Here is a 25493-nt window from a genome sequence, read left to right on the forward strand (position 1 = left end):
ACAGAAACGCCAGCACGAACCCCATGCCGAGGAACATCAGGGTGAAGCCTTCACCTAATAGCAGTGCTGCATCAGTCATAAAATAGCCTTCGGGCAGGAGGCACGATAATGATGTTATTTATCCCGGATATCTTTCAAATTGCTTCTTTGTTGGCTACGTTCGTTCCCCCCTGTCACTTACTTGCGTAAGCTCCCGGGGACTCTCTCTTGCCGCCTCAAAGCAACTCGAAATCTATTGGGTATATAACGAAAATAATAAGGGTGGATTTCCCTGGACCGCCCGGTCAGAGCCCCTGTTTATTATCGTCATAAACATCACGCCATCATTATCGTGCGAATGATATCATCCAGATTATTTGATAAAGCTTACGTTCTGGCATATTTCATCAGCGACAATCTCTTTACGCTGATTGAAAATAACTTTGTTCTGTTCAAACAGGTTATTACCATGAGTATCAATAGAAACAATTAACGGGCCAAACTCTTTTACCCGACATACCCACAGCGTTTCCGGCATACCCAGATCGCGCCACTGCGCATCTTCAATTTCTTCCACGCACACCGCGGCCACTACCGCGCAGCCGGCCGGGAATACGCAGTGCAGCGCTTTATGCTCCGCGCAGCCCTCTTCAGTGCCCTTCCCCATACCGCCTTTACCAACAATTAATTTCACGCCGGTCTTTGCAATAAATTCTTTTTCGAATTTTTCCATGCGCATGCTGGTCGTTGGTCCGACGGAGACCATTTCAAACTTATCGTCTTCGCCTTTAATCGGACGGACAATAGGCCCAGCGTGTAAAATAGCGCCGCCGCTAACATCAACGGGTAATTCGCGGCCACCTTCAATTAAGCGACGGTGCGCCACATCACGGCAGGTAACAATATGGCCATTGAGATAAATAATATCGCCAGCTTTAATATCGGCTAAATCTTCATCTTTAATTGGCGTAGTAAGGATTTTTTTCGTCATCAGAAATTCACTCCGCTGTGAGACATAATGGTGTAGTTCAAGTCTTTATCAAAAACGATATGTCCTTTCCGGTGCGACCAGCAGCCCACGTTCACCGCCACCCCAATGGTGGAAGGATGACGCGCGGTGTTTTCAATATTCACGCCCATAACGGAGGTATTACCGGACATCCCCTGCGGCCCAAGGCCAATTTTGTTAATACCGTCTTCCAGCATTTTTTCCAGCGAGGCCGCACGTTCATTTTCATTATGCGAACCGATCGGACGCATCAGCGCTTTTTTCGACAGCAGCGCCGCCGTTTCAACGGAGGTCGCCACGCCCACGCCGACCAGCAGCGGCGGACACGCGTTCAAACCGTAGCTGGTCATCACGTCGAGAACAAAGCGGGTAACGCCCTCATAACCCGCGCCCGGCATCAGCACCATCGCTTTCCCCGGCAGGGAACAGCCGCCGCCAGCCATATAGGTATAAATGCTGCACTGGTCAGAATTGGGGACAATCTCCCAGAACACCGTCGGCGTGCCTTTACCCACGTTTTTGCCGGTATTGTATTCATCAAAAGTCTCAACGCTGTTGTGGCGCAGCGGGGAATCCACGGTCGCTTTAATCACCGCTTCACGCAGCAGCGCTTCCAGCTCGCCGATCAGCGGGAAGTTCGCCCCGCACTCCACCAGAAACTGAATCACGCCGGTATCCTGGCAGGAAGGGCGATCCAGCTCTTTTGCCAGACGTTGGTTCTCAATCATGGTCGTAAAGATGACGTCAGCCAGTTTACTGGTCTCTTTCTTATGCAAATCTTCCAGTTTTGCAGTGACGTCATCAGGTAAGACTTTGCCGGTATATCCCACAAATTTGGCCATCACATTGGTCATATGGGATATCTGTTCACTTTTGCTCATACAGGCTCCTTAGTCAGGACAGCTTCCGTTCATTACGGATGAAAAGGGAAAAGGATTGGCAGCAGAATCAGGCTGACAATGGTGGAAACGATAATCAGAGGGATGCCGGATTTGGCGTAGTCGACAAACTTATAGCCACCTGCCGACAGCACCATCATGTTGGCAGGCATACCGATTGGCGTAGCGTAGGCGCAAGAACTGCCGATAACCGTCGCCATTAGCACCGCACGAGGATCGGCGCCCATACCCGCGGCAATCGACAGGCTCACCGGTACTAACAGCGCCACGGTCGCGGTGTTGGACATGAAGTTAGTCATAATGATGGACAGCGCAAAGACCACCACCAGCAGCATAAACGGCGAAGAGTTTTGTCCCAGCATGCCAATCACGTGATCCGCCACCAGTTTTCCCGCCCCGGTCATTTCCAGCGCTTTCGCCAGCGCCAGCGTGCCGCCGAAGATAAAAATGGTCTGAGAATCTATGGCTTTATAGGCCTGCTTTTCTGTAAGTACGCCGGTAACCACCAGCACCAGCGCGCCGATACAGCCCGCTACCGCCAGACTCACACCGGTCTGCTTTTCGAAAATCATGCCGAGGATCGTGGCGATCAGAACAACGAAAGAGAGGATCTGCTTCCAGCGCGGAACGTGGCTGTAATCGCGCTGTTCACCGATGCTGCCAACTGCACCGCTGTTCGGGTGATTGGGCAGGAATTTATAGCCGATGGTCAGGAAGTAAATAACGCCGCAAATCAGCATCGGTAAACCGACTTTGGCATATTCAAAAAAGCCAAAACCGCTGCCAATATTCTGCAAAGCTGACTGCGCAATCAGGTTGCCCGGCGCACCAATCAACGACAGGTTACCGCCGAGCGCGGCGGCAAAAACCAGCGGCATCAGCAACCGGGAACGGGCAAAGCCTGATTTCGCCGCCACGCCGATAACGACCGGGATCAGTACGGCTGCGGTACCGGTATTGGAGAGAAAACCGGACATCACGCCAACCACGACCATAATGGTAAAAATCAGCTGTTTTTCCGTTTTCGCGAAGCGCGTAATCACGCCCCCCACCTTATTCGCCATTCCGGTTTCAAATAGCGCCCCGCCGACGATAAACATGGCGACGAAGAGAATAACGTTGGTGTCGATAAAGCCGGCGAAAGCCTGCTTGAGATTGAGCACGCCGGTGAGCACCAGCGCGACGCAAACCACCATAGACGTGACCGCGAGGGGGATTTTTTCCCACACGAACATGGCGATAGCAAACACCAGCAAACATAGGGTAATGGTAATCGGTTCCATATTTATAGTTATCCCATCAATGATATATGATATTGTATCCAATATTGACGAGAGGGAAATTATTCCCATACAAAGAGTAAGTCAACGCGTTTTTTTTGAAAGCTTCAGGATTGAGATCTTTATCAAAATCTCGCGAAAGCAGTCACTTATCGAAACTTATTTATGGAATGAATAAGTAAGGCGCCTGCAGCGATCCTACAGGCGATGAGATCAAGCGGAGGGTTCTTCGACGTAGCGCGTTAGCATATTCTCCATCGAACGGATGATATGCTCGCGCATTCGCTGGCGCGCCAGCGCTTCATTATGCTGCTCCAGGGCCTGTAAAATCCCCATGTGCTCGCGGATGGAAATGATCGCGTACTCTTCCTCAGTGACCTTATGCCCCATCGAAAGCCCGTTCCACATATTGCTGAGCAGCAGCTTCATTTTGCCATTTCCCGCCGCGTTCCATATCTCCATATGAAACGCCTGGTTCAGGTCTGAATATTCAGCTGAGTTATTTTCCGCCAGCGCTTTTTCCGCAGAGTAATGCACTTCGGCAATGCGCGAAATGTCCGTCCCGGGACGACACGCTTTAGCAACTGCTTCACTCTCCAGCAGCGCGCGAATCTCATAATGCTCGCGGATCGTTTGTTCGTTAATTCCCAGCACGACCGCCCCTTTATTGGGCCGGACTTTAATCAGCCCATCCGCAGCCAGTATCTGAAACGCTTCACGCACGGGCATACTGGACACGCCGACCATGGTGGCGATCCCTTCAAGGGTAATTTCTTGCCCTTCAACTAAATCTCGCGACAGTATAGCTTTACGTAATACTGCCGCGACCTGCTCTTTCGCTGAAAGAAGCTTAATTTTCCCTAATCGAGGCTTCTGCACTTTCCCAATCCTTCATGTGTTGACGCATTATTTCTGCCAGAGAGAGGAAATAACGCTGCGTTTCCTGCGCGATCTCGGCGCGATCGCCCTGACGAATAGCCTCCATCAGAGAGCTGAGTATTTGCGCCGACTCCTGATTATCCTCTTTCAGATACAGAATGACATAACCGATATAACCATCCAAAAACTGCTGATAAATCTTTTCCAGATAGCGATTATCAATATAAGAAATGAGCGTCTCGTGGAACGCCAGCTCGCGCGCGCGCTCACCGGGATGCCCCAGCGCGCGCGCGCTGGCCGCCAGCGATTCGCCCGCCGCTGCGGGTACCAATGAAAAAAGCTCCGTTGCCATCACCGCAATGGCCCGGAAAATATGGCTGACGTGGTCAGGTGCCAGCCTTGCGACCTGCATATGGCGGTTTGGCAAACGCACCAGAAACCCTTCCTGCTCAAGGGCCTGTAGCGCTTCCCGAACCGGCATACGAGAAAGCCCCAGCTGTTCGGCAATACTCTCCTGCGCGAGTTCATCCCCCGGTTTCATGCTACCGGAAAGGATCTCGTAACGGAGCATTTGCGTAATGTGGTCCCTGGTCTGCTTTCTTTCGATTTTTTTCACAACGTCCTCGTTTATTACCGCTCAAGACGCGGGGAGTTTAGCAGATTTACCAGCAGGTTGAGTCATTCAGGGGTGGGAGAAAGCCATAAAAAAGCCGGAACCCAGGCTCCGGCTTTTCTTTTCATGAAACGTTATTTATTCACAAAGTCTTCGCCAAGGGCGATATCTTTCTTCAACGTATCCAGCATCCCCTCCAGCGCCTGCTGCTCAAACGCGCTCAGCGTGCCGATAGACTGACGCTGCTCTACGCCATTTTTGCCTAACAGCAGCGGCTGTGAGAAGAAACGGGCATATTGACCATCACCTTCAACGTAGGCGCATTCCACTACCCCTTTCTCTCCCTGCATGGCGCGAACTAAGGAGAGACCGAATCGCGCGGCGGCCTGTCCCATCGAGAGCGTTGCTGAGCCGCCACCGGCTTTTGCTTCCACAACTTCAGTACCGGCGTTTTGAATGCGCTTAGTCAAATCGGCCACTTCCTGCTCGCTGAAGCTGACGCCCGGAATTTGTGACAATAAAGGAAGGATAGTCACGCCTGAGTGGCCGCCAATCACCGGAACCTCAACATCTGATGAAGATTTGCCTTTCAGTTCGGCAACAAAGGTATTCGAGCGGATAATATCCAGCGTTGTGACGCCAAAGAGCTTGTTCTTATCGTAAACACCGGCTTTTTTCAGCACTTCTGCGGCAATCGCCACGGTGGTGTTCACCGGGTTGGTAATCACCCCGACGCAGGCCTGCGGACAGGTTTTGGCGATTTGCTGTACCAAATTTTTCACAATACCGGCATTAACATTGAATAAATCGGAGCGATCCATGCCGGGCTTACGCGCTACGCCCGCGGATATCAGCACCACATCAGCGCCTTCCAGCGCAGGGGTGGCGTCTTCGCCGGAAAAACCTTTGATTTTTACATCGGTAGGGATATGGCTTAGATCAACCGCCACGCCCGGGGTTACCGGAGCAATGTCGTACAACGAGAGTTCTGAACCTGAAGGCAGTTGGGTCTTAAGTAGTAGGGCAAGCGCCTGGCCAATTCCACCAGCGGCGCCGAGGACTGCAACTTTCATCCTAAACTCCTTATTATGGTTAAAATAGTCTTTCGTTACTCCGTCGCCTGGACCTTAATTCACAAGATGAACAATTACAATACTTATGGCTGAAGAATGCGTGGTCGTGCGCAGCGATGCAGCAGCTTCGCATTTTCCTCCCTGAGACTGACCATCCAGCAAAGCGTAGTACCGGATCGACTGTTGGTTACAATACACCCAGCGCATTGAGCAGAACAACATCATTTAATAACATTTCATTTACTTTTGTGGCAATTTGCGCGCCGTGACGAAAGCATGTTCCTTATTAGGGTTTTTTGCTAAAATATGCGCCCTTCATAACATTATTTACGCTTCTCCCCTGCGGATTATTTGCATAAAAATGCATGTTTATGCATAATGATGTTGTTTTTACCACCATAATTGGGTGACTTATGCGTAGTTCGGCAAAACAAGAAGAACTGGTTAAAGCGTTTAAAGCGCTGCTTAAAGAAGAGAAATTCAGCTCTCAAGGTGAAATCGTTCAGGCCCTGCAAGAGGAAGGCTTCGATAATATCAACCAATCGAAAGTCTCACGTATGCTCACCAAGTTTGGCGCCGTACGCACGCGTAACGCCAAAATGGAAATGGTTTACTGCCTGCCCGCCGAGCTTGGCGTCCCGACGACCTCCAGCCCGCTAAAAAACCTGGTGCTGGATATCGATTATAACGATTCGGTCGTGGTTATTCATACCAGCCCAGGCGCAGCGCAGCTGATCGCCCGGCTTCTGGACTCCCTTGGCAAAGCCGAAGGGATTCTCGGCAGCATTGCGGGTGATGACACTATCTTTACCACCCCGGCCAGAGGTTTTACCGTTAAAGAGCTGCATGACGCCATTCTCGTCCTGTTTGAGCAGGAACTCTGATGCCCTTCCCTCTGGTTAGCGCCGGAGGGTATCCCTTCAAAAAATTATCATTTCTTTAACATTTTGTGTGTTTTTCCGCTTCTATACATTCATTTACGTGATGAAACCGGCTTAAGCGCACAAAAGATCAAATTCACCTATCCTTATGATTTTATTAGCCATAATGACCAAGCATGGCGAAGAAAAGACATTTCTAATTCTTATATGTTATAAAAAAGACATTTCTTTGTAATTATTTACATGAAAAACAATTAGCAAGGTATTAATATTTTCAGTGATTAGTGTATACTTGATTTTGTGATGAGGGTCACGAAACAAAGACCCCCAACAAAAAGATTCGACGAGGTGAACATCATGAAAATCAAAACCACTGTAGCAGCATTAAGCATCCTTTCCGTTCTGTCTTTCGGCGCCTTCGCCGCTGACTCTATCAACAGCGAACAGGCTCAAGGCCGTCAGGCAATCGGCACCGTTTCCGTCGGCGCGGTAAGTTCTTCCCCGATGGATATGCACGAAATGCTGAACAAAAAAGCACAAGAAGAAGGTGCTTCTTCATACCGCATTATTGAAGCACGTACCGGTGACCACTGGCACGCAACGGCTGAACTTTATAAATAAGATTTAACGATTGTCGGTCATTAACTGAAACAGAATCTCTCCAGCGGCCCCAGGTTCATTAAGCCTCCCGCCGCTGCAAATATTAAGGTTGGAGAAAAAATTATGAAAAGCGCAATTATCATCGCATCCCTGGGTCTGGCTTCCGTTCTCTCTTTCGGCGCAAACGCCGCCGTTAATCAAGTGAACGCCGAACAGGCGCAAAATCTGCAGTCCATGGGCACCGTTTCCGTTTCTCAGGTAGGCAGCGCGCCGATGGATATGCGTCAGGAACTGGCGGCTAAAGCTGAGAAAGAAGGCGCCAGCAGCTACCGTATTATTGAAGCCCGTACCGGCGATAACTGGCACGCTACGGCTGAGCTGTACAAATAAACCCTCGTCGTCTTATCCGACGACTTGCCCCCGCTCCGTCGGGGGCTTTTTTATGACTGCCGCACATTAAAACGCAGCTCCCCTTCCAGCTCCTCTTCCGCCTCATCAAAGAGCAGAATTAACGCGCCGAAACGCCGGCGCTGATTATCGCTTAAATGAATAAACTCAATCTCCAGCGGTAAGGGTAACAGCCCGGCGGTCACGGCTTCCCACAGAGAATCCAGGTTATTCACTTTCTCACGCGCTAAAGCAAAGGTACGAGAAAACTCACGATAAAAATCCTGCTGCTCAGCTATTTCATCAAAATCAAAGGTATAGGTAGTCATTGCCCGCATCCCGTCCACACCTGCAACTTTTCATAGCCCGGTCATCCCGGCGTGTAGTTCCACTCTGACGGCGGAATTCATACTCTGAGCGTTAAGTATAGCGATAAAAAAACCGACGCTTCGGCGTCGGTTCTGGCGGCTAGCTGTTGGTTAACACATGCTGGTACTTATGCAGCATCTCCACCAGCCTTCGTACCGGCTCGGTCACCTGCGGAGAGGCTTCCCAGTGCTGTAATTTTTGCTGGTAGATATCCAGTTCATCAAGCAAGCGGGCAAAATAGTAGCGGCGCTTATCATCACTACTGGCTGAAATGACGCGATCCGCGGTACGTCGCAGCTGCCGGTGAAAGGCCGACAGATCGTCATTTATCGGTACCGGCGCATCGCGCAGACGCTGATGCGCGATAATCAGGGTCAGCGCCAGACGAAAGCGGGCGATATCGCCAGGGAATTTATTCAGCAACAAAAAGAGCTGACGATACAGGGCCGGCAAGTGGTTCTCTTTACGTCGCGCCATATTGGTGGTCAGCGATGATACCGCCGCCGAGACAAACTGGTTGAGCAGCACGCGGCCGGTGCGGGCCTGCGAATTATCACGCACCAGCAGGATCACCATCAGCGCAAGGAAGCATCCGACAATCTGGCCCAGGGCACTATCAAGAAACTGGTTGAATTCAAACTTCATCGGATTGTCGAGCACCAGAATATTAATGGTGCTGGCCAGCGCCCCCAGCGAACCGAGCCGCCGCTTTTGTACCTCGATGCCGATAAAAAAGGCCATCACCGCCAGGCTGATACACAGCAGCAGCATACTTTGCTGCGTCGCGGGCATAATCACGAGGAAAAACAGCGCCCCCAGCGGTAACGCCGCCAGCGTGCCGTAGAGGAAATCGATAGCTACCATCCGCGGATTAGGTAAACGCATCGCTAAGGCCGTGACAACCGCAATCATGACCATCGCCCCGCTTCCTGAAGTCCAGCCGGTCCACAGCCAGAACAGCGTACCGAGGATACAGGAGATAGACGTACGCCAAAAGTTGACCATCGCATGGTGCCGCTCGGCGGATTCCGCCTTCACCACCACTTCGCCTTGCAGCACTTCTTCTTCAATACGGCTGATTTTGGTATTGCCGACCACGCCCCGCTTCAAAAGCAGATAGCGCGTCGCAGCGCCTACCCAGCTGTAGATTGTTACCGGCGTATTGTGCTCTCCCTTCCAGGTCAAGAAGCGGCGCATCCGCTTTAGCTGGCGGTGCACGTCCTGCACGGTCTCGACCGGTTCAGCAAACAGCTCGCGGTAATCATCCGTCACCATCTCAGGGCGTGTATTCTGAATCAAATAGGTTTCACAGGCCTGAGTAATTAAGGTCAGAGAGAGGGTATTGATCGCCTTCAGCCGCTGATTCACTTTTGCCCAGCGCGAGGACTCCATGATCAAGTTGCCGCGCATCCCTTCCAGCCCGTTGGTACGACGCACCAGCGCGCTCCAGGCCTTATCGACGTCATCTTTATCACCATGCGCCACGCAAAGCTGCATCAGGCGATAGTGATCGATCAGCAGATTATCCAGTTCAAGGTCGATCTCTTTTTTAATCGAACGCGGAGAAAACAGCAGGTCGGCCACAATGGCGCTGACGATACCGATGACAATCTCACTGCATCGCTCAACGGCGAACTGCGGCGCCAGCATCGGCTCTTCATGAATAGTGATAATAATGATAAGCGCGGTATAGCCCGCCAGGCCCCAGGCATAGGAGTTCTCAACCCGCACCAGCGAGGAGATCCAGGTGCAGAATCCGGCCCACAGGCAGCATACCAGCACCATCAGCAGCGGGGCGCGGATCATCAGGATGATGATCGCCAGCGCGGCGATACAGCCGATAAAGGTGCCGGCGATACGCAGCATCCCGCGATAGCGGATCGCCCCGGAGTAAGGCTCCCCGCCTGCGGCAAACGCCGGGCCGGCAGCAACGATGGCGGCGGTAAGCACCGCCCAGCGCGGCGTTTCCAGCTGAAAATGAAAACCGACGAATAACGCCAGCACCACCGCGCAGGCTAACTTAACGGCGAAGCGGAGATGCCGGAGTTCGATGGTGAAGATCCCCATGGCGATTAACCGAACTCACGCAGGCGCATCGCCAGTTTCTGGAAGAAGTTTGCCTGGCGAGTATCGCGATCCTCTTTACCTGTAATCACCACCGTCGCGGTGGTACCCGCAGGCCAGAGATTGCCCTGCTGTTGATCGAGGCGAATACGTACCGGCACCCGCTGTGCCAGACGTACCCATTCAAGGTTAGAATCAATAGAGGCTAGCCCTTTTGAATCGCTGCTGCTGCTGGCATTGGTGACGCCTGCAGCAATGCTGTCGACGGTGCCCCTGAGGGTGTGTACGCTTCCCAGCGGGGTAATTTCAGCACGAAAACCGGGGCGCACGCCCTCAAGCTTGGTCTCTTCAAGATAGGCCATAACGTAGAAGGTATTCTGCTTCACCAGCGCAACCGCAGTGGAGCCTCGGGTGATAAACTCGCCGCGGTAAACGTTCAGGTTAGTCACCCAGCCGTCGGCCGGGGCGCGAATCACCGTACGTTCAAGGTCAAGCTTCGCCAGGTCGCGACTTGCCGTCGCTTTGGCTAATTGATGCTCAACGGTTTGCAGAACGTTATTCGCCTGGTCTATCTCTTCCCGGGACATGGCCTGGACGCCAAGGCGGTTACGACGGCCGGCTTCGACGCGTTTCTCCTGCGCCAGAGTCTGATAGTAGGAGACATCGGCTTCAGCCTCGGCTAACGCCTTCTGGTAACGCGGCTGGTCAATGACGAACAAAACCTGGTCTTTCTTAACCAGTTGGTTATCCTTGATATTCACCTGCGAAATCAGGCCGGAGACATCGGGAGCGATGGCCACAATATCCGCACTAAAACGCGCATCGCGCGTCCAGGGCGAGGCGGTGTAATACACCCATGCGCGAAAAATCGCCATAAATGCAAGGATAACCAGTATCACAGTGATTGCGGTACGGAGGATATTTCTTGTTAGTGTTTTCACATCAACCTCAAACGAACAAACGTGATATCAGATAAAACAGGCAGCAATATAGCGCGGTATTAAACAGTGCCGGGTGCCAGACAAAATCATAGATGCCCGTTGGAACCAGCAGGCGGTGCACCAGCCAGAAGATGGCTAGCGACAATAGCAATTCAAAGAAGATCGGCGGAAACGACAAGCCGAAAATCACAATGACAGGAAACAGACTCATGATGACCTTGATAAGAAGCGTACAGGTGATATGCGCGATGCGTTTATTATTAAGCTAACTATATAGTAACGTAACAATTGCGGTCTTATCTATAATGTGTGATCTAAATCACTTTTAAGCCAGAGTGAATAATGGAACGATTAAAACGCATGTCCGTTTTTGCCAGAGTGGTCGAATTAGGTTCATTCACCGCCGCGGCCCGCCAGCTCCAGATGAGCGTTTCTTCCATCAGCCAGACGGTAGCCAAACTGGAAGATGAACTGCAGGTTAAGCTACTCAACCGCAGTACGCGCAGCCTTGGCTTAACAGAAGCGGGAAAAATATATTATCAAGGCTGTCGGCGAATGCTGTTCGAAGTCCAGGATGTCCATGAGCAGCTGTACGCGTTTAACAATACGCCCATCGGTACGCTGCGCATCGGCTGTTCTTCAACTATGGCACAGAATGTCCTGGCTCGCATAACCGCCGATATGCTCAAAGAGCACCCGGGTCTCTCAATCAATCTGGTCACAGGCATTCCCGCGCCGGACCTGATTGCGGACGGCCTGGATGTGGTTATTCGCGTGGGAGCGCTGCAGGATTCCAGCCTCTTTTCCCGCCGCCTGGGCTCCATGCCGATGGTGCTCTGCGCGGCAAAAAGCTACCTTCAGCACGCCGGATGTCCGGAAAAACCGGCGGATCTCGCCAGCCACTCGTGGCTGGAATACAGCGTCCGGCCGGATAACGAATTTGAAATCATCGCTCCGGAAGGGATTTCAACCAAGCTGATCCCTCAGGGCAGATTCGTCACCAACGATCCGATGACGCTGGTGCGCTGGCTGACGGCAGGCGTCGGCGTGGCTTACGTTCCGCTGATGTGGGCGATCGAAGAGATCAACCGTGGCGAACTGGAGATCCTGCTGCCGAGCTACCAGTCCGATCCGCGACCGGTATACGCGCTGTATACCGAGAAAGATAAGCTGCCGCTGAAGGTACAGGTATGCATTAATTACCTGACTGAGTATTTCGTCGGGGTGGCGAAGATTTACCAGGGGATGCACGGCCGGGGGATTGCCCGCTAGCGGCCCGAGCCCGCCACAGAGGGTAAGAACAGATTATCGGGCCCGGCATCGGAAATAATCTGCGTTACGTCGCGGAGATTGCCGATACGCACCTCGCCGGAACGATCAAATTTGCTTTTGTCGATTAATAATAGCGACTGTGCCGCCCGTTTCAGAAGCAGCGATTTGTAGGCGGCATTATTGGCGCTGGAATCCCAGAGTACGCCATCGTTATCGATCCCCTCGCAGGAAAAAATAAACAGATCGATCTCCAGCGATTTGACCTGAGAGAACAGCGCCGGATTAACGTAATAACCATACTGACGCAGGAGCTGCCCCCCGGCGCTGATCAGCTGGATCCGCTCACGGCGGCCCAGCTCTACGCAGACCGGATGGCTATTGGTAAACACCGTCAGGGTCATATTCGGTAGCTGACGCGCCAGAAACCAGCAGGTTGAGCTGGCATCCAGGGCGATCGTCATCCCTTCATCAATCCACGCCAGCGCCGTACGCGCGATATCAGATTTATGGGCATAATGGCTTTTCACGCGGCTATGAAAAGGCTTCTCGCCGTTATGATTGTTACGCTGGAGAACGCGCGCCTGCCCGTGGCTACGCTGAAGACGCCCCTGCTTCTGCAGCTCGCTCAAATCGCGACGAATGGTCTCGATACTGACCTGCAGCAGATGGGACAACGCTTCGGTGGTTAAGGTGTGATGCTGGTTGAGTAGTTCGACTATCTGCTGCTGACGCGCGGCTTTCATCGCGACTCCGCGGAGGTGATTTGCGCTTTCGCCGCGGGCGAAAGCGCCTTGAGAAGTATCAGGCGGTACCGCCGACGGTGAGTTTATCCACTTTGAGCGTTGGCTGACCGACGCCAACCGGTACGCTCTGGCCCTCTTTGCCGCATACGCCGACGCCGCTGTCCAGCTTCAGATCGTTCCCCACCATCGAAATCTGCTGCATTGCTTCGATACCTGAACCGATAAGCGTCGCGCCCTTCACCGCTTTGGTCACTTTACCTTTTTCAATCAGGTAGGCTTCAGACGTGGAGAAGACAAATTTCCCGGAGGTGATATCCACCTGACCGCCGCCGAAGTTCGGCGCGTAGATGCCGTAATCGACCGATTCGATAATCTCCTGCGGCGTAGATTTCCCCGCCAGCATGTAGGTGTTGGTCATACGCGGCATAGGCAGGTGCGCGTAGGATTCGCGACGACCGTTACCGGTTGGCGCCACGCCCATCAGCCTGGCGTTGAGCTTGTCCTGCATATAGCCTTTGAGAATGCCGTTTTCGATCAAAACGTTATACTGGCCCGGCGTGCCTTCATCATCAATGGCAAGGGAGCCGCGACGGTGAGCAATGGTGCCATCATCCACTACGGTGCACAGCTCAGAGGCCACCAGTTCGCCCATATGGCCGCTGAATACCGACGTCCCGCGACGGTTAAAGTCACCTTCCAGGCCGTGACCGACGGCTTCATGCAGCAGGACGCCAGGCCAGCCCGCGCCCAGCACAACCGGCAGCATCCCGGCAGGCGCCGCGACGGCGGTCAGGTTGACCAGCGCCATACGCACGGCTTCTCTCGCCCAAACATCCGCGCGAACGTCGCCATCCTGCGAGTCCAGGAAATAGTCGTAGCCAAAGCGGCCGCCGCCGCCGCTGGCGCCGCGCTCGCGTTTGCCATCCTCTTCCACCAGCACGCTGACGGAAAGGCGAACCAGCGGGCGAACGTCCGCCGCCAGCGTGCCGTCGGTGGCGGCGACAAGAATTAACTCGTAGACGCCGGTCAGGCTGGCGGAAACTTCCTGCACCCGCTTATCGGCCGCGCGGGCGGTTTTATCTACCCGGCGCAGAATATCCAGCTTCTCTTCCCGGCTCATACTTTGCAGCGGATCGATGCTGGTATAGAGGGAACGATGTTCCACCCCGCCAAGGGTATGCACTTTACCATCCCCATGGTCGCGTACAATGGTGCGGGCCGCCTGTGCGCTCTGTTCCAGCGCCAGTCGACTAATCTGGTCAGCATAGGCAAAGCCGGTTTTTTCCCCGCTCACCGCGCGGACGCCAACGCCCTGGTCGATATTGTACGAACCATCTTTAATGATGCTGTCTTCAAGAACCCAGGACTCGTGATAGCTCGACTGAAAATAGAGATCGCCGTAATCCAGACGGCGCTCGGCCAGCTGGCCAAGAATGGTAAACAGATCCTGATGATTCAGGCCGTTTGCCGACAGTAATTGTTCACTTACCAGGTTCAGACTCATCGTTTTGCTACTCGTTTGTTGCCGCCTCAGGGGCGGAAATAAAAAAGGCTATCTATTGAGAGTGCGGTAATTACGCACAATCGTCAAATCATTGCTTTTTGTCGCTCCGCGCCTGGCGCAGCACTTCGTTAATTTGCGGCTGATCGATAGGACCGGTGATGCGATAGCGCAAAATAGAGACCTTGTTCCACAGCGGCCCCAGTACCTTACTGGCAGCAAAGACCGCGGCGCCGATAATCGGGTTAACGGCAAAGGCCGCGGCGACGCCCACGGTCGCAGAAATCTCCGGCGCGACCACGGCCTGCATATCCAGCTGACGACGCACGAGATCCACCGACCCCTTCATGGCGATATCCGCTTCCAGACCATCGACCAGCGTATCGTCGGTATGCAGAACGCCATCTTTAATCCACGCCGTACTGCGAATGGAATCAAAGTAGAACCCTTCGCTGAACGTATCGCTAAAGTCGAAGCGCAGCTTGCGCAGCAGCGCGTCAACGCTCAACAAACGCAGAAGCTGGCCGGCATGACCGGTGCTGAGGTCGGTAAATTCGCCTTTTCCAAGACGGCTTTTGAGGATCCCGTTAAGCGAGGCAACGTCGGGCTGCCACGGCGGCGCACGCCAGTGCAGGTCATAATCAATATCAAACGACGAACCTTTTACCGGCGTGGAGACGCCGAAGAAGTTCACGAAATCGTCGGTTTTATTGCCGTGCAGCTTACCTTTCAAAGAGGTTCGTACGCCCGCCGGCGCGCTCACCCATACGCCATCGGTCGTCAGACGGCCAAAACCGGTATCGACCAGTCCGTTCGCCAGCGTCAGGGTATCGCCGCGAATATCAAAATCCCCTTCGATACGGCCATATTTTTGCCCCCACAGCCAGCACTCGGCGCAGCGAAGCTGAAGGTCCGGCCAGCCGTGGAAATCAATGTTGGTATCGGCCAGCGGGGCGCTGCTTTTTTCTGTACCGCGGCTTTTCGCCGCCGTTGGGTTGTAGTAGAGATAGCGAATGGCCGCCAGCCACGGGGCGTTCTTCCGCATCGTCAGGGTTGCGTTGACTTCACGCCCCTGGGCTTCGATCTTCGTTCCCCCGGCATCGGGCCGGGAGACAAGGCTAACGTTATTCCAGCTCTGCCCCGCCATCGTTAACGCTGGCGTTCGCAGCGTGACCTGCTCCGGGAAGACGAGATTACTGCTGACGTCATTCGCCGCTCCGCCCTGGAACAGCGCCAGCCACTGCGCGCCATCCATCGGCGGCATATTCAGCTCCACGCCTGGCTGCTCGGGAAGCGGAGAAACGGCTTTACTGTCCGTGGTTAAAATAGCGCGGTCCAGGGTCAGCTTATGACCCAGCAGCCAGCGGCTATTAATATGGTTCTTCGCCCCCATGGAGCCGGCCAGATTAAAACTGCTTAAGCCGCCATCGACCTTAATTTTTACCGGCAACGGCTCCCCGGCCTGCTTATCTAACGGTGCAGGTAAGTGACTACTTACACTCTTCAGGTCAGCGTTGAGGTCAACCTTATAGGCCGCGCTACCGCGATACGGAAGCTCAATCGCGACTTTTCCGTCCCAGGGCACGCTGCCGCTCAGGGTGCCGTCCAGGGATTTCGGCAATAAACCGGTACGCGCAGGCTGCCAGTTGGCGTTCATCCCGACGTTCACGAGAAATGCTTTCGCGCCTTCGGTGGTCGAGAAATCAAGATTCAGCGGCTGATTAAACCAGCTCGCGCTCATCGGTTCGCTTTTCAGGTCGCCGTTTACAAAGCTGAATTTACCGCTCAGGTTCTGCAATGTGGTATCGATAGGCTTGATAAACAAGCTGTTATTGTTCAACCGGACATCACCTTTAGCGGTGGTCATCTCGCCATCCAGGGGGATATCAAGATGTAAGCGAGCGCTAACATTACCGTCCAGCTGGAGCTCATCCAGCGCCGCGCCCAGCGTCTCTTTCAGCGGCGTCTCGTTAAAATAAGGGCCAACCTCTTTACCCGGGCCGTTAACGTCGGCATCAATCAGCAGCTTTTCTCGCGAATAGTCGGGAATCACCGCATCGAGATTGCTGGCGGTCACATTGCCGAGCATCGCCTTATCGGCCTTCATCCATAGCCCATCATTGATAAAGTTAAGGTCGATATTAAGCCCGGTAAGCGCGGGCCAGTCAGGCTGAAAGGCAAAGGTGGCGTTCTTGAGCGGCACCGTGACCTGGAATTGCCCCTCATTATGCTTGTACGGGAAAAGATGCGGGTTACCGCCATAAGCCAGCGTAGCATCGGTGGCCTGACCGCCTTTAATGGCTCCGCTGAGGTAATCCACCAGCGCTTTGCCCATCAGATTTTCCGGGAAGTAGCGCCAGGCCTGTCCGCCATCGTTGGTACTGATACCGGCCAGAATACCGAGCCAAGGTTCGTCGCCCTGCGGCTGCAGATAGCGGAACCCACCGCGAGCGCGAACGCCGGTAGCCTGTACGTCAATATCGCGACCATCGAGCATAAAACCCTTGTCATTCTTCACCCAACTGAGGGTCGCATCGCCTTTGGCGATCTCCAGCGGCGCACGAAAGACCGTTTCATAGGGCATTTTCGCCTGCGTCATGCTGGCATGCAGAGTACCGTTTTCTACGCTCCCGGCAATGTTGCCGGAGAAATGCTCAGCCCCTGGCAGCAGCTTCCACTGCTTCCAGGACATGTCGCTCCAGTCCGCCCGGAAGCGCGTTTTTTCCGCCATTTGCAGCGGAATATCCAGCGCCAGAAGATTGATTTTGCCGTCCGGCTGCGTCGTACGCCAGATTTCGCCCAGCGACGGAGCCAGTTTATCCGCCATCGGCTGCAGCCCGGTCAGACCGCTAAGGTTAAGGTTGCTGGCGCGAATGCGCAGCTCATCGCTGCGTTGACCATTTTTTCCGCCCACATCCTGAGCCGGGATCCACGCCATCGACAGCGCGCCGCGCGGCCAGGGTTTGTCATCCATCGAGATGCGCGTATCAGGGATGTGAAAGCCCCAGCTTTGATTATCGCGATAGATGTGCGCCGTCAGATTATCAACCGACAGATGGTGCTTCTCTTTATCGCCCTGCCAGCTGGCGCCGCCTTTTTTAAGCCATACATCGCCGCTGGCGACATCGCCTTTGTCGATAGTCATCCAGCCTTCCAGGCTAAACCGCGCGCTCTGCAGGGCGATGTTGTCCTGCATCCAGCGCCCAAGCCACGGCTTAACGTCGATATCATCCGCCTGAAGCCAGACGCGCCCCTTATTGAGCAGGCCGTCTTCATCGCGCAGGTCCATTCGCACCTGCATCACGCCGTGCTGGCCGGTCAGGCTGCTGAGACTAAGCTGCCCCTCCGCGCGATGGCGATTTTTACCGTTCAGCCAGGTAAGCTGCGGAATGGTGAGCTCCGCACGCTGGCCGGAGATGGTCAGAAAGCTCAGATGGCTATCGCGAAGAATAAAGTGATCGAACTGGCGGAGGAAAAGATCGCTGATACGGTCGGTTTTCAGCCCTTCACCGCTATTATTCGTTTGAATGGGGGTATTGGTATGAACCTGCAGCTGCCAGAAGGTCAGATCGCGAAACTGCCAGCGCATATGAAGCAGGCTTTGCCAGACGTCGAGCGCCAGGGTGACGCGTTTAGCGGAAAGCTGGCCGCCATCATTCAGGCCGGCCTTAACATCGCGGACATCAAGCGTCGGGCCAAAAGTCTGCCAGCTGGCGACAATATTTGAAGCATCGACCGGTACGCCGGCCATCGCGGAGACTTTTTCCAGCACCTGCGGACGCCAGCTGTTTAACTGCGGCAGAACGAGACGCAGACCGCTCACCAGCAGTGCGACGACAACAATCAATGTTGCCACGGTGAGCAGTAATATCCCGGGCAGTCGCCTCACGCATCTCTCCTTGTCAGCCTGTTACGCGTCATCCTTTTGCCCGCCTCTTTATCCCGACATCAGCAAGCAAAACGGATGATTACATCATTACTACATCAAACTGCTCTTGATTATAGAGCGGTTCAATTTGCACTTTGACCTGCTTACCGACAAAGATCTCGACTTCTGCCAGCGCGTGCGACTCTTCCCCTTTCAGCGTTTCCGCTACCGCAGGAGAAGCATAGACCAGGAACCGGTCGGAATCGTAGGCATGGTGCACGCGCACGATTTCGCGCATGATTTCATAGCACACCGTTTCCACCGTTTTCACCGTACCGCGACCGTGGCAGGTAGGGCACTCATTACACAGCACATGCTCCACGCTTTCGCGAGTACGCTTGCGGGTCATCTCTACCAGCCCAAGCTGGGAGAAGCCGTTGATGCTGGTTTTAACCCGGTCTTTGCTCAGCGCCTGCTCAAGAGAGTGCAGCACCCGACGGCGGTGATCTTCATTGTTCATATCAATGAAATCGATGATGATAATCCCACCGAGATTGCGCAGCCGCAGCTGGCGGGCAATCGCCTGGGTCGCCTCAATATTGGTATTAAAGATAGTATCGTCAAGATTACGGTGACCGACGAATGCCCCGGTGTTGATATCAACGGTGGTCATCGCTTCCGTTTGGTCAATGATCAGATAACCACCTGATTTCAGCTCAACTTTGCGTTCCAGAGCGCGCTGGATTTCATTTTCCACGTCAAAGAGATCGAAAATCGGCTGACGGCCGCTGTAGTGCTCCAGCTTGCTGGTCATCTCCGGAATATATTCGGCGGTAAACTCCAGCAGCGATTCGTAAGTCAGACGAGAGTCAACGCGAATCCGGTCAAGATGCGCATCGGCGAAATCACGCAGCACGCGCTGCGCCAGCGCCAGTTCGCCGTACATTTGATATCGGGTCTGCTGGCGCTTTTTGCGTTCCATCACTTTTGTCCAGACGCGCTTGAGATAGGCGGCATCTGCTGCCATCTCCTGCTCATGAACGCCTTCCGCCGCGGTACGGATAATGAATCCGCCCTGCTCGTCACAGTATTCAGAGACCACTTTTTTCAGGCGTTCACGTTCCGCTTCGCTTTCAATACGCTGAGAGACGCCGACGTGCGAAGCGCCGGGCATAAAGACCAGATAGCGAGAGGGAATGGTGATATCGGTGGTCAGGCGGGCGCCTTTGGTGCCGAGGGGATCTTTCACCACCTGCACCATTAAATCCTGCCCCTGACGCACCAGCTCTGAGATATCGCGGACGGCGAACTGCTTTTGCTCTTCGCCCGCCACGCACTCGGTGTGCGGCATAATATCGGAAGCGTGCAGAAACGCGGCCTTATCCAGGCCAATATCTACAAAAGCCGCCTGCATTCCCGGCAGCACCCGACTGACACGACCCTTGTAGATATTGCCTACTATTCCGCGTCGCGCTTCACGCTCAATATGAATTTCCTGAAGAATACCGCCATCAATGTAAGCGACGCGCGTTTCTGATGGCGTTACGTTAACTAATAATTCAGCAGTCATCTTTATCCCTTTTCTTCACGCAGTGAGTTAAAGTTACTTAGCAACTCATACGTTTCCACCAGCGGTAAGCCAACGACGGCGTGATAGCTGCCATTTATCTTCCTGACGAAACAGCCACCCAACCCCTGAATACCGTATGCACCTGCTTTATCTAAAGGTTCGCCGCTGGCGACATAATCGGCGATATCCTGCCCTGAGAGCACGCGGAAAGTGACCTCCGTGACCACCAGGCAATCCAGCGTCTGCCGCTTATCAGCCAGCGCCACGGCGGTCATCACCTGATGAGTCTTTCCGGAAAGCATGCGTAGCATCTCGGCGGCGTGCCCGCCATCGCGCGGTTTTTCCAGCACTTCACCGTTAAGGATGACAATGGTATCCGCGCCTAAAACCGGGAGATCGCGCGGTGCCAGCGCGACGCCAACCTGGGCCTTTTCGCGCGCCAGCCGGACCACATACTGCTGGGCGCTCTCCTGCGGGCGCCGCTGTTCCTCAATACCGGGAACCACGCGCTCAAAAGCGAGGCCAAGCTGTGTCAGCAGTTCCTGCCGACGCGGAGAACCTGAAGCAAGATACAGAGTCGTCATATCAACCTTATTGCACCGCAAACTGCTGACGCACTTTACGCATCAGCAGGAAAATCCATGGCCAGAGCACACCGTTTACTACACTACTCCAGAACACTTCCGGACGGAAAGAGACGTTGATCACTAAAAACTCTGCCCAGAAAACAATGATATCCACGGAGAGGGATAACATGACCACCACCAGCGCCTGTTGCCAAAGCGCCAGGTTGCGGAACAGTTGATACTTCAGCGCAACCAGATAAGCCACAATACTTAATGATAGTGCGCGAACGCCAAGCGTCGACCCGCTGATGAGATCGAGGATCGCGCCCATCACAAAGCCTGTGCCAACGTTAACCCGGTGGGGGAGCGCGAGGATCCAGTACAACAGGATAAGCAATACCCAGTTTGGCCGGTAGACGCTAATGTCCGCCGGCCAGGGCATAATCTGCAGCAATAGTGCGATAAGAAACGAGAGCCAGATAACCCAGCGTCCCTGGCTACGGTAACTTGCCACTATTGCCCTCCTGCTGGCAGAGGCTGCTGTGGCATACCGGTTGCCGGCGCGGGCATCTGCGGCCCCATCGCATCCGGCGCAGGCAGAACCTGCGGCATCATCTGCATCAGGCGTTCATTCGCTACGCGATGAACCTCTTCCGGCGTCATCGGATTCGCGCCGTTGCGATCGGCTCCCCACAGCAGCAGCAGATAACGCAAGCGCTGCAGACCGGCAGTCGGACGCGCCTGAATCACCGTATACGCACGCTGCGTATCCAGCTTAACGGACGAAACCACCCCGACCGGATACCCTTCAGGGAAGCGGCCGCCGAGACCCGAAGTGACCAGCACGTCGCCGACGCGAATATCGGTATTGGCCGGCAGATGTTCCAGCTGTAAATCGTCAGTACAACCGTTGCCTGCGGCAATGACGCGAATATCGTTACGCAGTACCTGAATCGGTAACGCATGCGTGGCATCGCAAATCAGCAGCACGCGGCTGGTCAGCTTCGCGACCGCGACCACCTGACCCACAACGCCTTTATCACTGATAACCGGCTGGCCTTCGTAGACGCCGTTAACGCTGCCTTTATCGATAACCACCTGATCGCTATAGGGGTCGTTAACCGTTGAGATGACCTGGGTCACCATTTTTTGCTCGTCCTGGCGCAGCGGAGAGCCCAGCAGCTCGCGTAGACGCGCGTTCTCCTGTTTGTACTGACCCAGCATCAGTAAGTCGCTGTTCTTGAGCAGCAACTCCTGACGCAGCGCGCGATTTTCCAGTTCGAGCTGATCGCGGGTGGCCAGCGTTTGCGAAACGCTATCCAGCAGTTCCCGGGGACCATTAGAGACAAAGTAGAAAGGGCTGACGGCTGTATCCATGTACGTTCGAATTTGGCTGAACGTACCCAGGCGGCTGTCGGCGATTATCACGCCAAGCGCCACCAAAACCGCCAGAATAAGGCGAATCTGTAGCGACGGGCCACGGCTAAAAATTGGCTTCATAGGCTATGCGTATTCTCGTGTCAGTTAAGATCGGGGCAGCCGTAGGCCAGCTACCCGGATCTCAGGCTGACTACTCTTCGCTGAACAAGTCGCCGCCGTGCATATCGATCATTTCCAGTGCCTTACCGCCGCCACGAGCGACGCAGGTCAGTGGATCTTCTGCAACTACGACAGGGATTCCTGTCTCTTCCATTAACAGACGGTCAAGGTTGCGAAGCAGAGCACCGCCGCCGGTCAGAACCATCCCGCGTTCGGAGATATCGGAAGCCAGCTCCGGTGGGCACTGTTCCAGCGCGACCATCACCGCGCTGACGATACCGGTCAACGGTTCCTGCAGCGCTTCGAGGATTTCATTGGAGTTCAGAGTAAAGCCGCGCGGAACGCCTTCAGCAAGGTTACGCCCGCGAACTTCGATTTCGCGGACTTCATCACCCGGATAAGCGGAGCCGATTTCGTGCTTAATGCGTTCTGCGGTCGCTTCGCCAATCAGGGAGCCATAGTTACGACGGACATAATTAATGACGGCTTCGTCAAAACGGTCGCCGCCGATACGGACAGAAGAGGAGTAAACCACGCCGTTAAGGGAGATGACCGCCACTTCAGTGGTACCGCCGCCGATGTCCACAACCATTGAACCGGTTGCTTCGGAGACCGGCAGGCCTGCGCCGATCGCAGCCGCCATCGGCTCTTCAATCAGGAAGACTTCACGGGCGCCAGCGCCCTGTGCGGACTCACGAATCGCGCGACGTTCAACCTGGGTCGCACCAACCGGCACGCAGACCAGCACGCGCGGGCTCGGACGCATAAAGCTATTGCTGTGCACCTGTTTAATAAAGTGCTGGAGCATTTTTTCGGTAACGAAGAAGTCGGCGATAACGCCGTCTTTCATTGGGCGAATAGCTGCAATGTTGCCCGGTGTACGCCCAAGCATCTGCTTCGCTTCATGACCCACAGCGGCGACGCTTTTCGGCGATCCGGCACGATCCTGACGAATGGCCACAACGGAAGGCTCATTCAATACGATGCCTTGTCCTTTTACATAAATCAGGGTATTCGCGGTACCCAGGTCAATGGACAGGTCATTGGAAAACATGCCACGAAATTTTTTTAACATACTAAGGGATAATCCTGAAAGCTGGGGCGGAAAACAAAATCCGCTTACTTTACCAACCACGCGCAGCAGCGACAAGGCGCAAAAATCATCTGCTGCGGTGAAAATTAGTGCAGTTCGTTACCTTTGTTACAAATTTGACTGAGTCCGTCCAACGCAGAAATCTTCAGCAGCGCTCCGCGCTTGAATCTGCAACCTGTCAAAGGTCATTCACTGGCATTTACATTGCGACAATCCGGCAGGTAGACAAGCACACCCCCATCACTATGGCGCGCATTATTCTACGTGAAATCACGCTAAACGGCAGATCAAACAGAGTATCTTTGCGAATATTTTTTCACATTTGTGTCAAGTGGCTGTGAGGCGGCAAAAAATTCCCCCTGGCCACCGGTAACACCGCATTGAGACAGCACCTGCCACTCGCTTCGGCTGAGTACGCCGGTTGCGAAAACCTGAACCGGCATTCCTTTACAGGCTTCTACCAGGCTCTGCACCAGCAGCTGATTTTCACTGCGTTTTTCTATATTGCGCGATAACCCCGAATGCAGCTTAATCACTTCAACATCGAGCTGCTTGATCCAGCTGGTTCCAACCAGCGTCAAACCGGCCTGAACCACGGCAATTCGAATACCTAAAGCGTTAACCAACCGCATAACCGGCTGCAGGCGGCCGATATATTGACAAACATCCGCCTCTGCAAGTTCAAAAATAATACGTCGACGGTGCGATTTTTCGCATTGCATCAAAGTATCGCGCAGCCAGCGCTGGAATCGAGGGCGGATCAAGGACTCGACCGTCACCTGCAGCGCGAGGTTTTCTTCCGGCCAAAAGCCTAAAAACGGCAGCAATCGCGTAATTTGCAAACGGTCATACTCCTCCGCCAGGCCAAACTGCAGCACCATCGGCATATATTCGGCCGCAATCACCTCTTCCTTACCATCATAAAGACGGCACATTAGCTCACGATGATGTACGCGACCATCACGAGTGACGGCGGGTTTCTGGTAAAGTCGCGGGCCGCCGCGGCTAAGCATTTGCTCGATAAGCGTACGCCAGCGCACGTTGCCACGCCCTTTCTCCGGCAGAGAATCGTCATAGACGGCCCAGCTGTTGCTGCCCTGCAGCACCGCATTACGCGTGGCCGCTTCCGCATGCTCCATTACCTGGGCCGCCGTTTGTCCGCTGCGGAAAGCGCAGATCCCGATATGCATCATATCGTCACGATCGAGAATTCGCGTCGGCGGCAGGGCATCCATGGCTTTCAGGAGTAACCCGGCAATGCTGTCCGCCTCTTTCAACGTGCGATGCGGAAGCAGGACGGCAAAATCGCTGCGGTGGTAGCGAGCCAGCAGTGCGCCAGGGTAGCGCATAATAAAAGTGGAAAGCATATTGATCAGCGTAAAGTAGTGCTCTTCGGTCGCTGCGCGTCCCCAGTTATCGCGCAGCAGGTCGAAATCCGGCAGGCGGATCATCATTACGATGCCGTATGACCCCACTTTCTCCTGATCTTCAAGCAGCGTCGACAGCTGATTATCAAAAAATAATCGGTTACTCAGCCCGGTTTTTGAATCCTGCGCGACATAGGAACGGATCAGAGTATCCATACGGCTTCGCTGATCGCTGGCGAACTGAAGTTCGGATAGCAGCATATCCAGCGCGCTACTGGTATTCGCTGGCCACTCGTGTACCGACCCTCGCACCTGCGGTCCGCGTTCGCCATTAAGAATACGCGCAGTGCGGAGTTCCAGTAGCTCCTGGCCCGCCAGCTGGCGACGGATCCAGCGTACGGAAAAAAAGATAATCAGCACCATAAAACCAATGGCGATGGAGAGCGGCGCGGTGATGTGCAGTGAACGGAAGTAATTGGCCATCGGATCCAGGTACACCAGATGGATTGCCATACCGGGCTGCTTGAGCGACGGTACCGTGATATCGCGAAACTGATTGCTGCTACCTAAAGGACGATAGTTATCGGTGCGGGAATGGCTATAGACCGATTTGCCATTAAGCTGAAAGTCAACGCGCGTCGCGTCGATCGGCGTCATCAGCTCATCCATCTGCGGTTCAATCTGGTCAAAAGACATAGAGACCAGACGGTTATCCAGCATGGTCGCCACCGCCTGAACGCGGTTGGTCATTTTTAGCTGAATGCCGTTGTAAAAACTCAGCGAAGCGCCAATCAGCGTGACAAAGATCGTCAGGCTGGTGAGTAACGTGACAAACGCTGAGAATTTCGTCGTTAATCGCATCCCTGTGTTAACTCCGCGTGTGAATGACTACCCGATAAACATCCGGGCTCCTGTGCTGGCGCCTAAACTAAAGTAAGCACTAACTTTCTAAAGAGCGACGCATACTATCAAAGCTGGCGCATCTGGCAATTTATTGCGT

General features: G+C 54.1%; 23 protein-coding genes and 1 pseudogene. 4 read left to right on the forward strand and 20 right to left on the reverse strand.

Going from position 1 to position 25493, the window contains the following annotated elements; all coding sequences use genetic code 11:
* From ABLU87_RS24295 to mdh, 7 genes and pseudogenes are all read right to left on the reverse strand, one after another.
* Positions 1–79, reverse strand: a pseudogene (locus tag ABLU87_RS24295) (oxaloacetate decarboxylase subunit gamma); the annotation flags it as partial.
* Between the two features lie 273 nt (positions 80–352).
* Positions 353–970, reverse strand: coding sequence for a L(+)-tartrate dehydratase subunit beta (gene ttdB, locus ABLU87_RS24300; RefSeq protein WP_014227006.1), 618 nt, complete (start codon positions 968–970; stop codon positions 353–355).
* Positions 970–1869, reverse strand: a complete 900-nt coding sequence (ttdA, locus tag ABLU87_RS24305; RefSeq protein WP_014227007.1) for a L(+)-tartrate dehydratase subunit alpha — start codon at positions 1867–1869, stop codon at positions 970–972. Before ttdA ends, ttdB begins: the two co-directional genes overlap by 1 nt.
* A gap of 32 nt (positions 1870–1901) precedes the next feature.
* The gene (locus tag ABLU87_RS24310; RefSeq protein WP_122117299.1) at positions 1902–3170 is read right to left on the reverse strand and encodes an SLC13 family permease; all 1269 of its coding nucleotides are present in this window, start codon (positions 3168–3170) and stop codon (positions 1902–1904) included.
* A gap of 210 nt (positions 3171–3380) precedes the next feature.
* Positions 3381–4046, reverse strand: coding sequence for a GntR family transcriptional regulator (locus ABLU87_RS24315; protein ID WP_122117298.1), 666 nt, complete (start codon positions 4044–4046; stop codon positions 3381–3383).
* Positions 4018–4662 (reverse strand): GntR family transcriptional regulator, encoded by a 645-nt coding sequence (locus ABLU87_RS24320; protein WP_025108483.1) that lies wholly within the window; start codon positions 4660–4662, stop codon positions 4018–4020. The genes ABLU87_RS24315 and ABLU87_RS24320 overlap by 29 nt, the downstream gene beginning before the upstream one ends.
* Positions 4663–4793: 131 nt before the next feature.
* A complete protein-coding gene (gene mdh / locus ABLU87_RS24325; RefSeq protein WP_004854646.1) occupies positions 4794–5732 on the reverse strand; it encodes a malate dehydrogenase in 939 nt (312 codons plus the stop codon).
* 413 nt (positions 5733–6145) lie between these two features.
* Here mdh and argR point away from each other — a divergent pair, with 413 nt between their 5' ends.
* The 3 genes from argR to yhcN-B all read left to right on the forward strand — a co-directional run bounded on the left by argR (position 6146) and on the right by yhcN-B (position 7603).
* Positions 6146–6616, forward strand: coding sequence for a transcriptional regulator ArgR (gene argR / locus ABLU87_RS24330; RefSeq protein WP_004106225.1), 471 nt, complete (start codon positions 6146–6148; stop codon positions 6614–6616).
* 354 nt (positions 6617–6970) lie between these two features.
* Complete coding sequence (gene yhcN, locus ABLU87_RS24335; RefSeq protein WP_004106226.1) at positions 6971–7234, forward strand: peroxide/acid stress response protein YhcN; 264 nt, start codon at positions 6971–6973, stop codon at positions 7232–7234.
* Positions 7235–7336: 102 nt separating this feature from the next.
* Positions 7337–7603, forward strand: a complete 267-nt coding sequence (gene yhcN-B / locus ABLU87_RS24340; RefSeq protein ID WP_004106229.1) for a DUF1471 family stress response protein YhcN-B — start codon at positions 7337–7339, stop codon at positions 7601–7603.
* A 50-nt stretch (positions 7604–7653) separates the two neighbouring features.
* Here yhcN-B and ABLU87_RS24345 read toward each other — a convergent pair whose 3' ends face one another.
* The 4 genes from ABLU87_RS24345 to aaeX all read right to left on the reverse strand — a co-directional run bounded on the left by ABLU87_RS24345 (position 7654) and on the right by aaeX (position 11185).
* Positions 7654–7929 (reverse strand): barstar family protein, encoded by a 276-nt coding sequence (locus tag ABLU87_RS24345; RefSeq protein WP_004854654.1) that lies wholly within the window; start codon positions 7927–7929, stop codon positions 7654–7656.
* A gap of 139 nt (positions 7930–8068) precedes the next feature.
* Positions 8069–10036 carry a p-hydroxybenzoic acid efflux pump subunit AaeB gene (aaeB, locus tag ABLU87_RS24350; RefSeq protein ID WP_014227012.1) on the reverse strand — a complete coding sequence of 656 codons (1968 nt, stop codon included), beginning with the start codon at positions 10034–10036 and terminating at the stop codon, positions 8069–8071.
* A 5-nt stretch (positions 10037–10041) separates the two neighbouring features.
* Positions 10042–10974, reverse strand: coding sequence for a p-hydroxybenzoic acid efflux pump subunit AaeA (gene aaeA / locus ABLU87_RS24355; protein WP_004854657.1), 933 nt, complete (start codon positions 10972–10974; stop codon positions 10042–10044).
* 7 nt (positions 10975–10981) lie between these two features.
* Complete coding sequence (aaeX, locus tag ABLU87_RS24360; RefSeq protein WP_002918640.1) at positions 10982–11185, reverse strand: p-hydroxybenzoic acid efflux pump operon protein AaeX; 204 nt, start codon at positions 11183–11185, stop codon at positions 10982–10984.
* Between the two features lie 131 nt (positions 11186–11316).
* Here aaeX and aaeR point away from each other — a divergent pair, with 131 nt between their 5' ends.
* Positions 11317–12246 (forward strand): HTH-type transcriptional activator AaeR, encoded by a 930-nt coding sequence (gene aaeR, locus ABLU87_RS24365; protein ID WP_004854659.1) that lies wholly within the window; start codon positions 11317–11319, stop codon positions 12244–12246.
* Here aaeR and fucR read toward each other — a convergent pair.
* The 9 genes from fucR to csrD form a co-directional block, all read right to left on the reverse strand.
* The gene (gene fucR / locus ABLU87_RS24370) at positions 12243–12989 is read right to left on the reverse strand and encodes an L-fucose operon activator (RefSeq protein ID WP_025108485.1); all 747 of its coding nucleotides are present in this window, start codon (positions 12987–12989) and stop codon (positions 12243–12245) included. The two genes, aaeR and fucR, sit on opposite strands and share 4 nt — an antisense overlap.
* Before the next feature lie 58 nt (positions 12990–13047).
* Positions 13048–14493, reverse strand: coding sequence for a metalloprotease TldD (gene tldD / locus ABLU87_RS24375; protein WP_004854666.1), 1446 nt, complete (start codon positions 14491–14493; stop codon positions 13048–13050).
* Positions 14494–14581: 88 nt separating this feature from the next.
* Entirely contained in the window at positions 14582–18379 is a 3798-nt protein-coding gene (yhdP, locus tag ABLU87_RS24380) for an AsmA2 domain-containing protein YhdP (RefSeq protein ID WP_122117297.1), read from the reverse strand.
* A gap of 79 nt (positions 18380–18458) precedes the next feature.
* Entirely contained in the window at positions 18459–19928 is a 1470-nt protein-coding gene (gene rng / locus ABLU87_RS24385) for a ribonuclease G (protein WP_004125826.1), read from the reverse strand.
* 2 nt (positions 19929–19930) lie between these two features.
* Positions 19931–20512 carry a nucleoside triphosphate pyrophosphatase gene (locus ABLU87_RS24390; protein ID WP_122117296.1) on the reverse strand — a complete coding sequence of 194 codons (582 nt, stop codon included), beginning with the start codon at positions 20510–20512 and terminating at the stop codon, positions 19931–19933.
* A gap of 7 nt (positions 20513–20519) precedes the next feature.
* On the reverse strand, positions 20520–21008 hold the full coding sequence (gene mreD / locus ABLU87_RS24395; RefSeq protein WP_004125830.1) for a rod shape-determining protein MreD: 489 nt from the start codon (positions 21006–21008) through the stop codon (positions 20520–20522).
* Positions 21008–21994, reverse strand: coding sequence for a rod shape-determining protein MreC (gene mreC, locus ABLU87_RS24400; protein WP_004106252.1), 987 nt, complete (start codon positions 21992–21994; stop codon positions 21008–21010). The genes mreD and mreC overlap by 1 nt, the downstream gene beginning before the upstream one ends.
* Positions 21995–22064: 70 nt before the next feature.
* Entirely contained in the window at positions 22065–23108 is a 1044-nt protein-coding gene (mreB, locus tag ABLU87_RS24405) for a rod shape-determining protein MreB (RefSeq protein WP_002918653.1), read from the reverse strand.
* Between the two features lie 305 nt (positions 23109–23413).
* Entirely contained in the window at positions 23414–25354 is a 1941-nt protein-coding gene (gene csrD / locus ABLU87_RS24410) for an RNase E specificity factor CsrD (RefSeq protein ID WP_025108487.1), read from the reverse strand.
* Positions 25355–25493 lie beyond the last annotated feature (139 nt).

This window comes from Klebsiella sp. CB_Kp196 (assembly GCF_040061575.1).
Classification (GTDB): domain Bacteria; phylum Pseudomonadota; class Gammaproteobacteria; order Enterobacterales; family Enterobacteriaceae; genus Klebsiella; species Klebsiella michiganensis.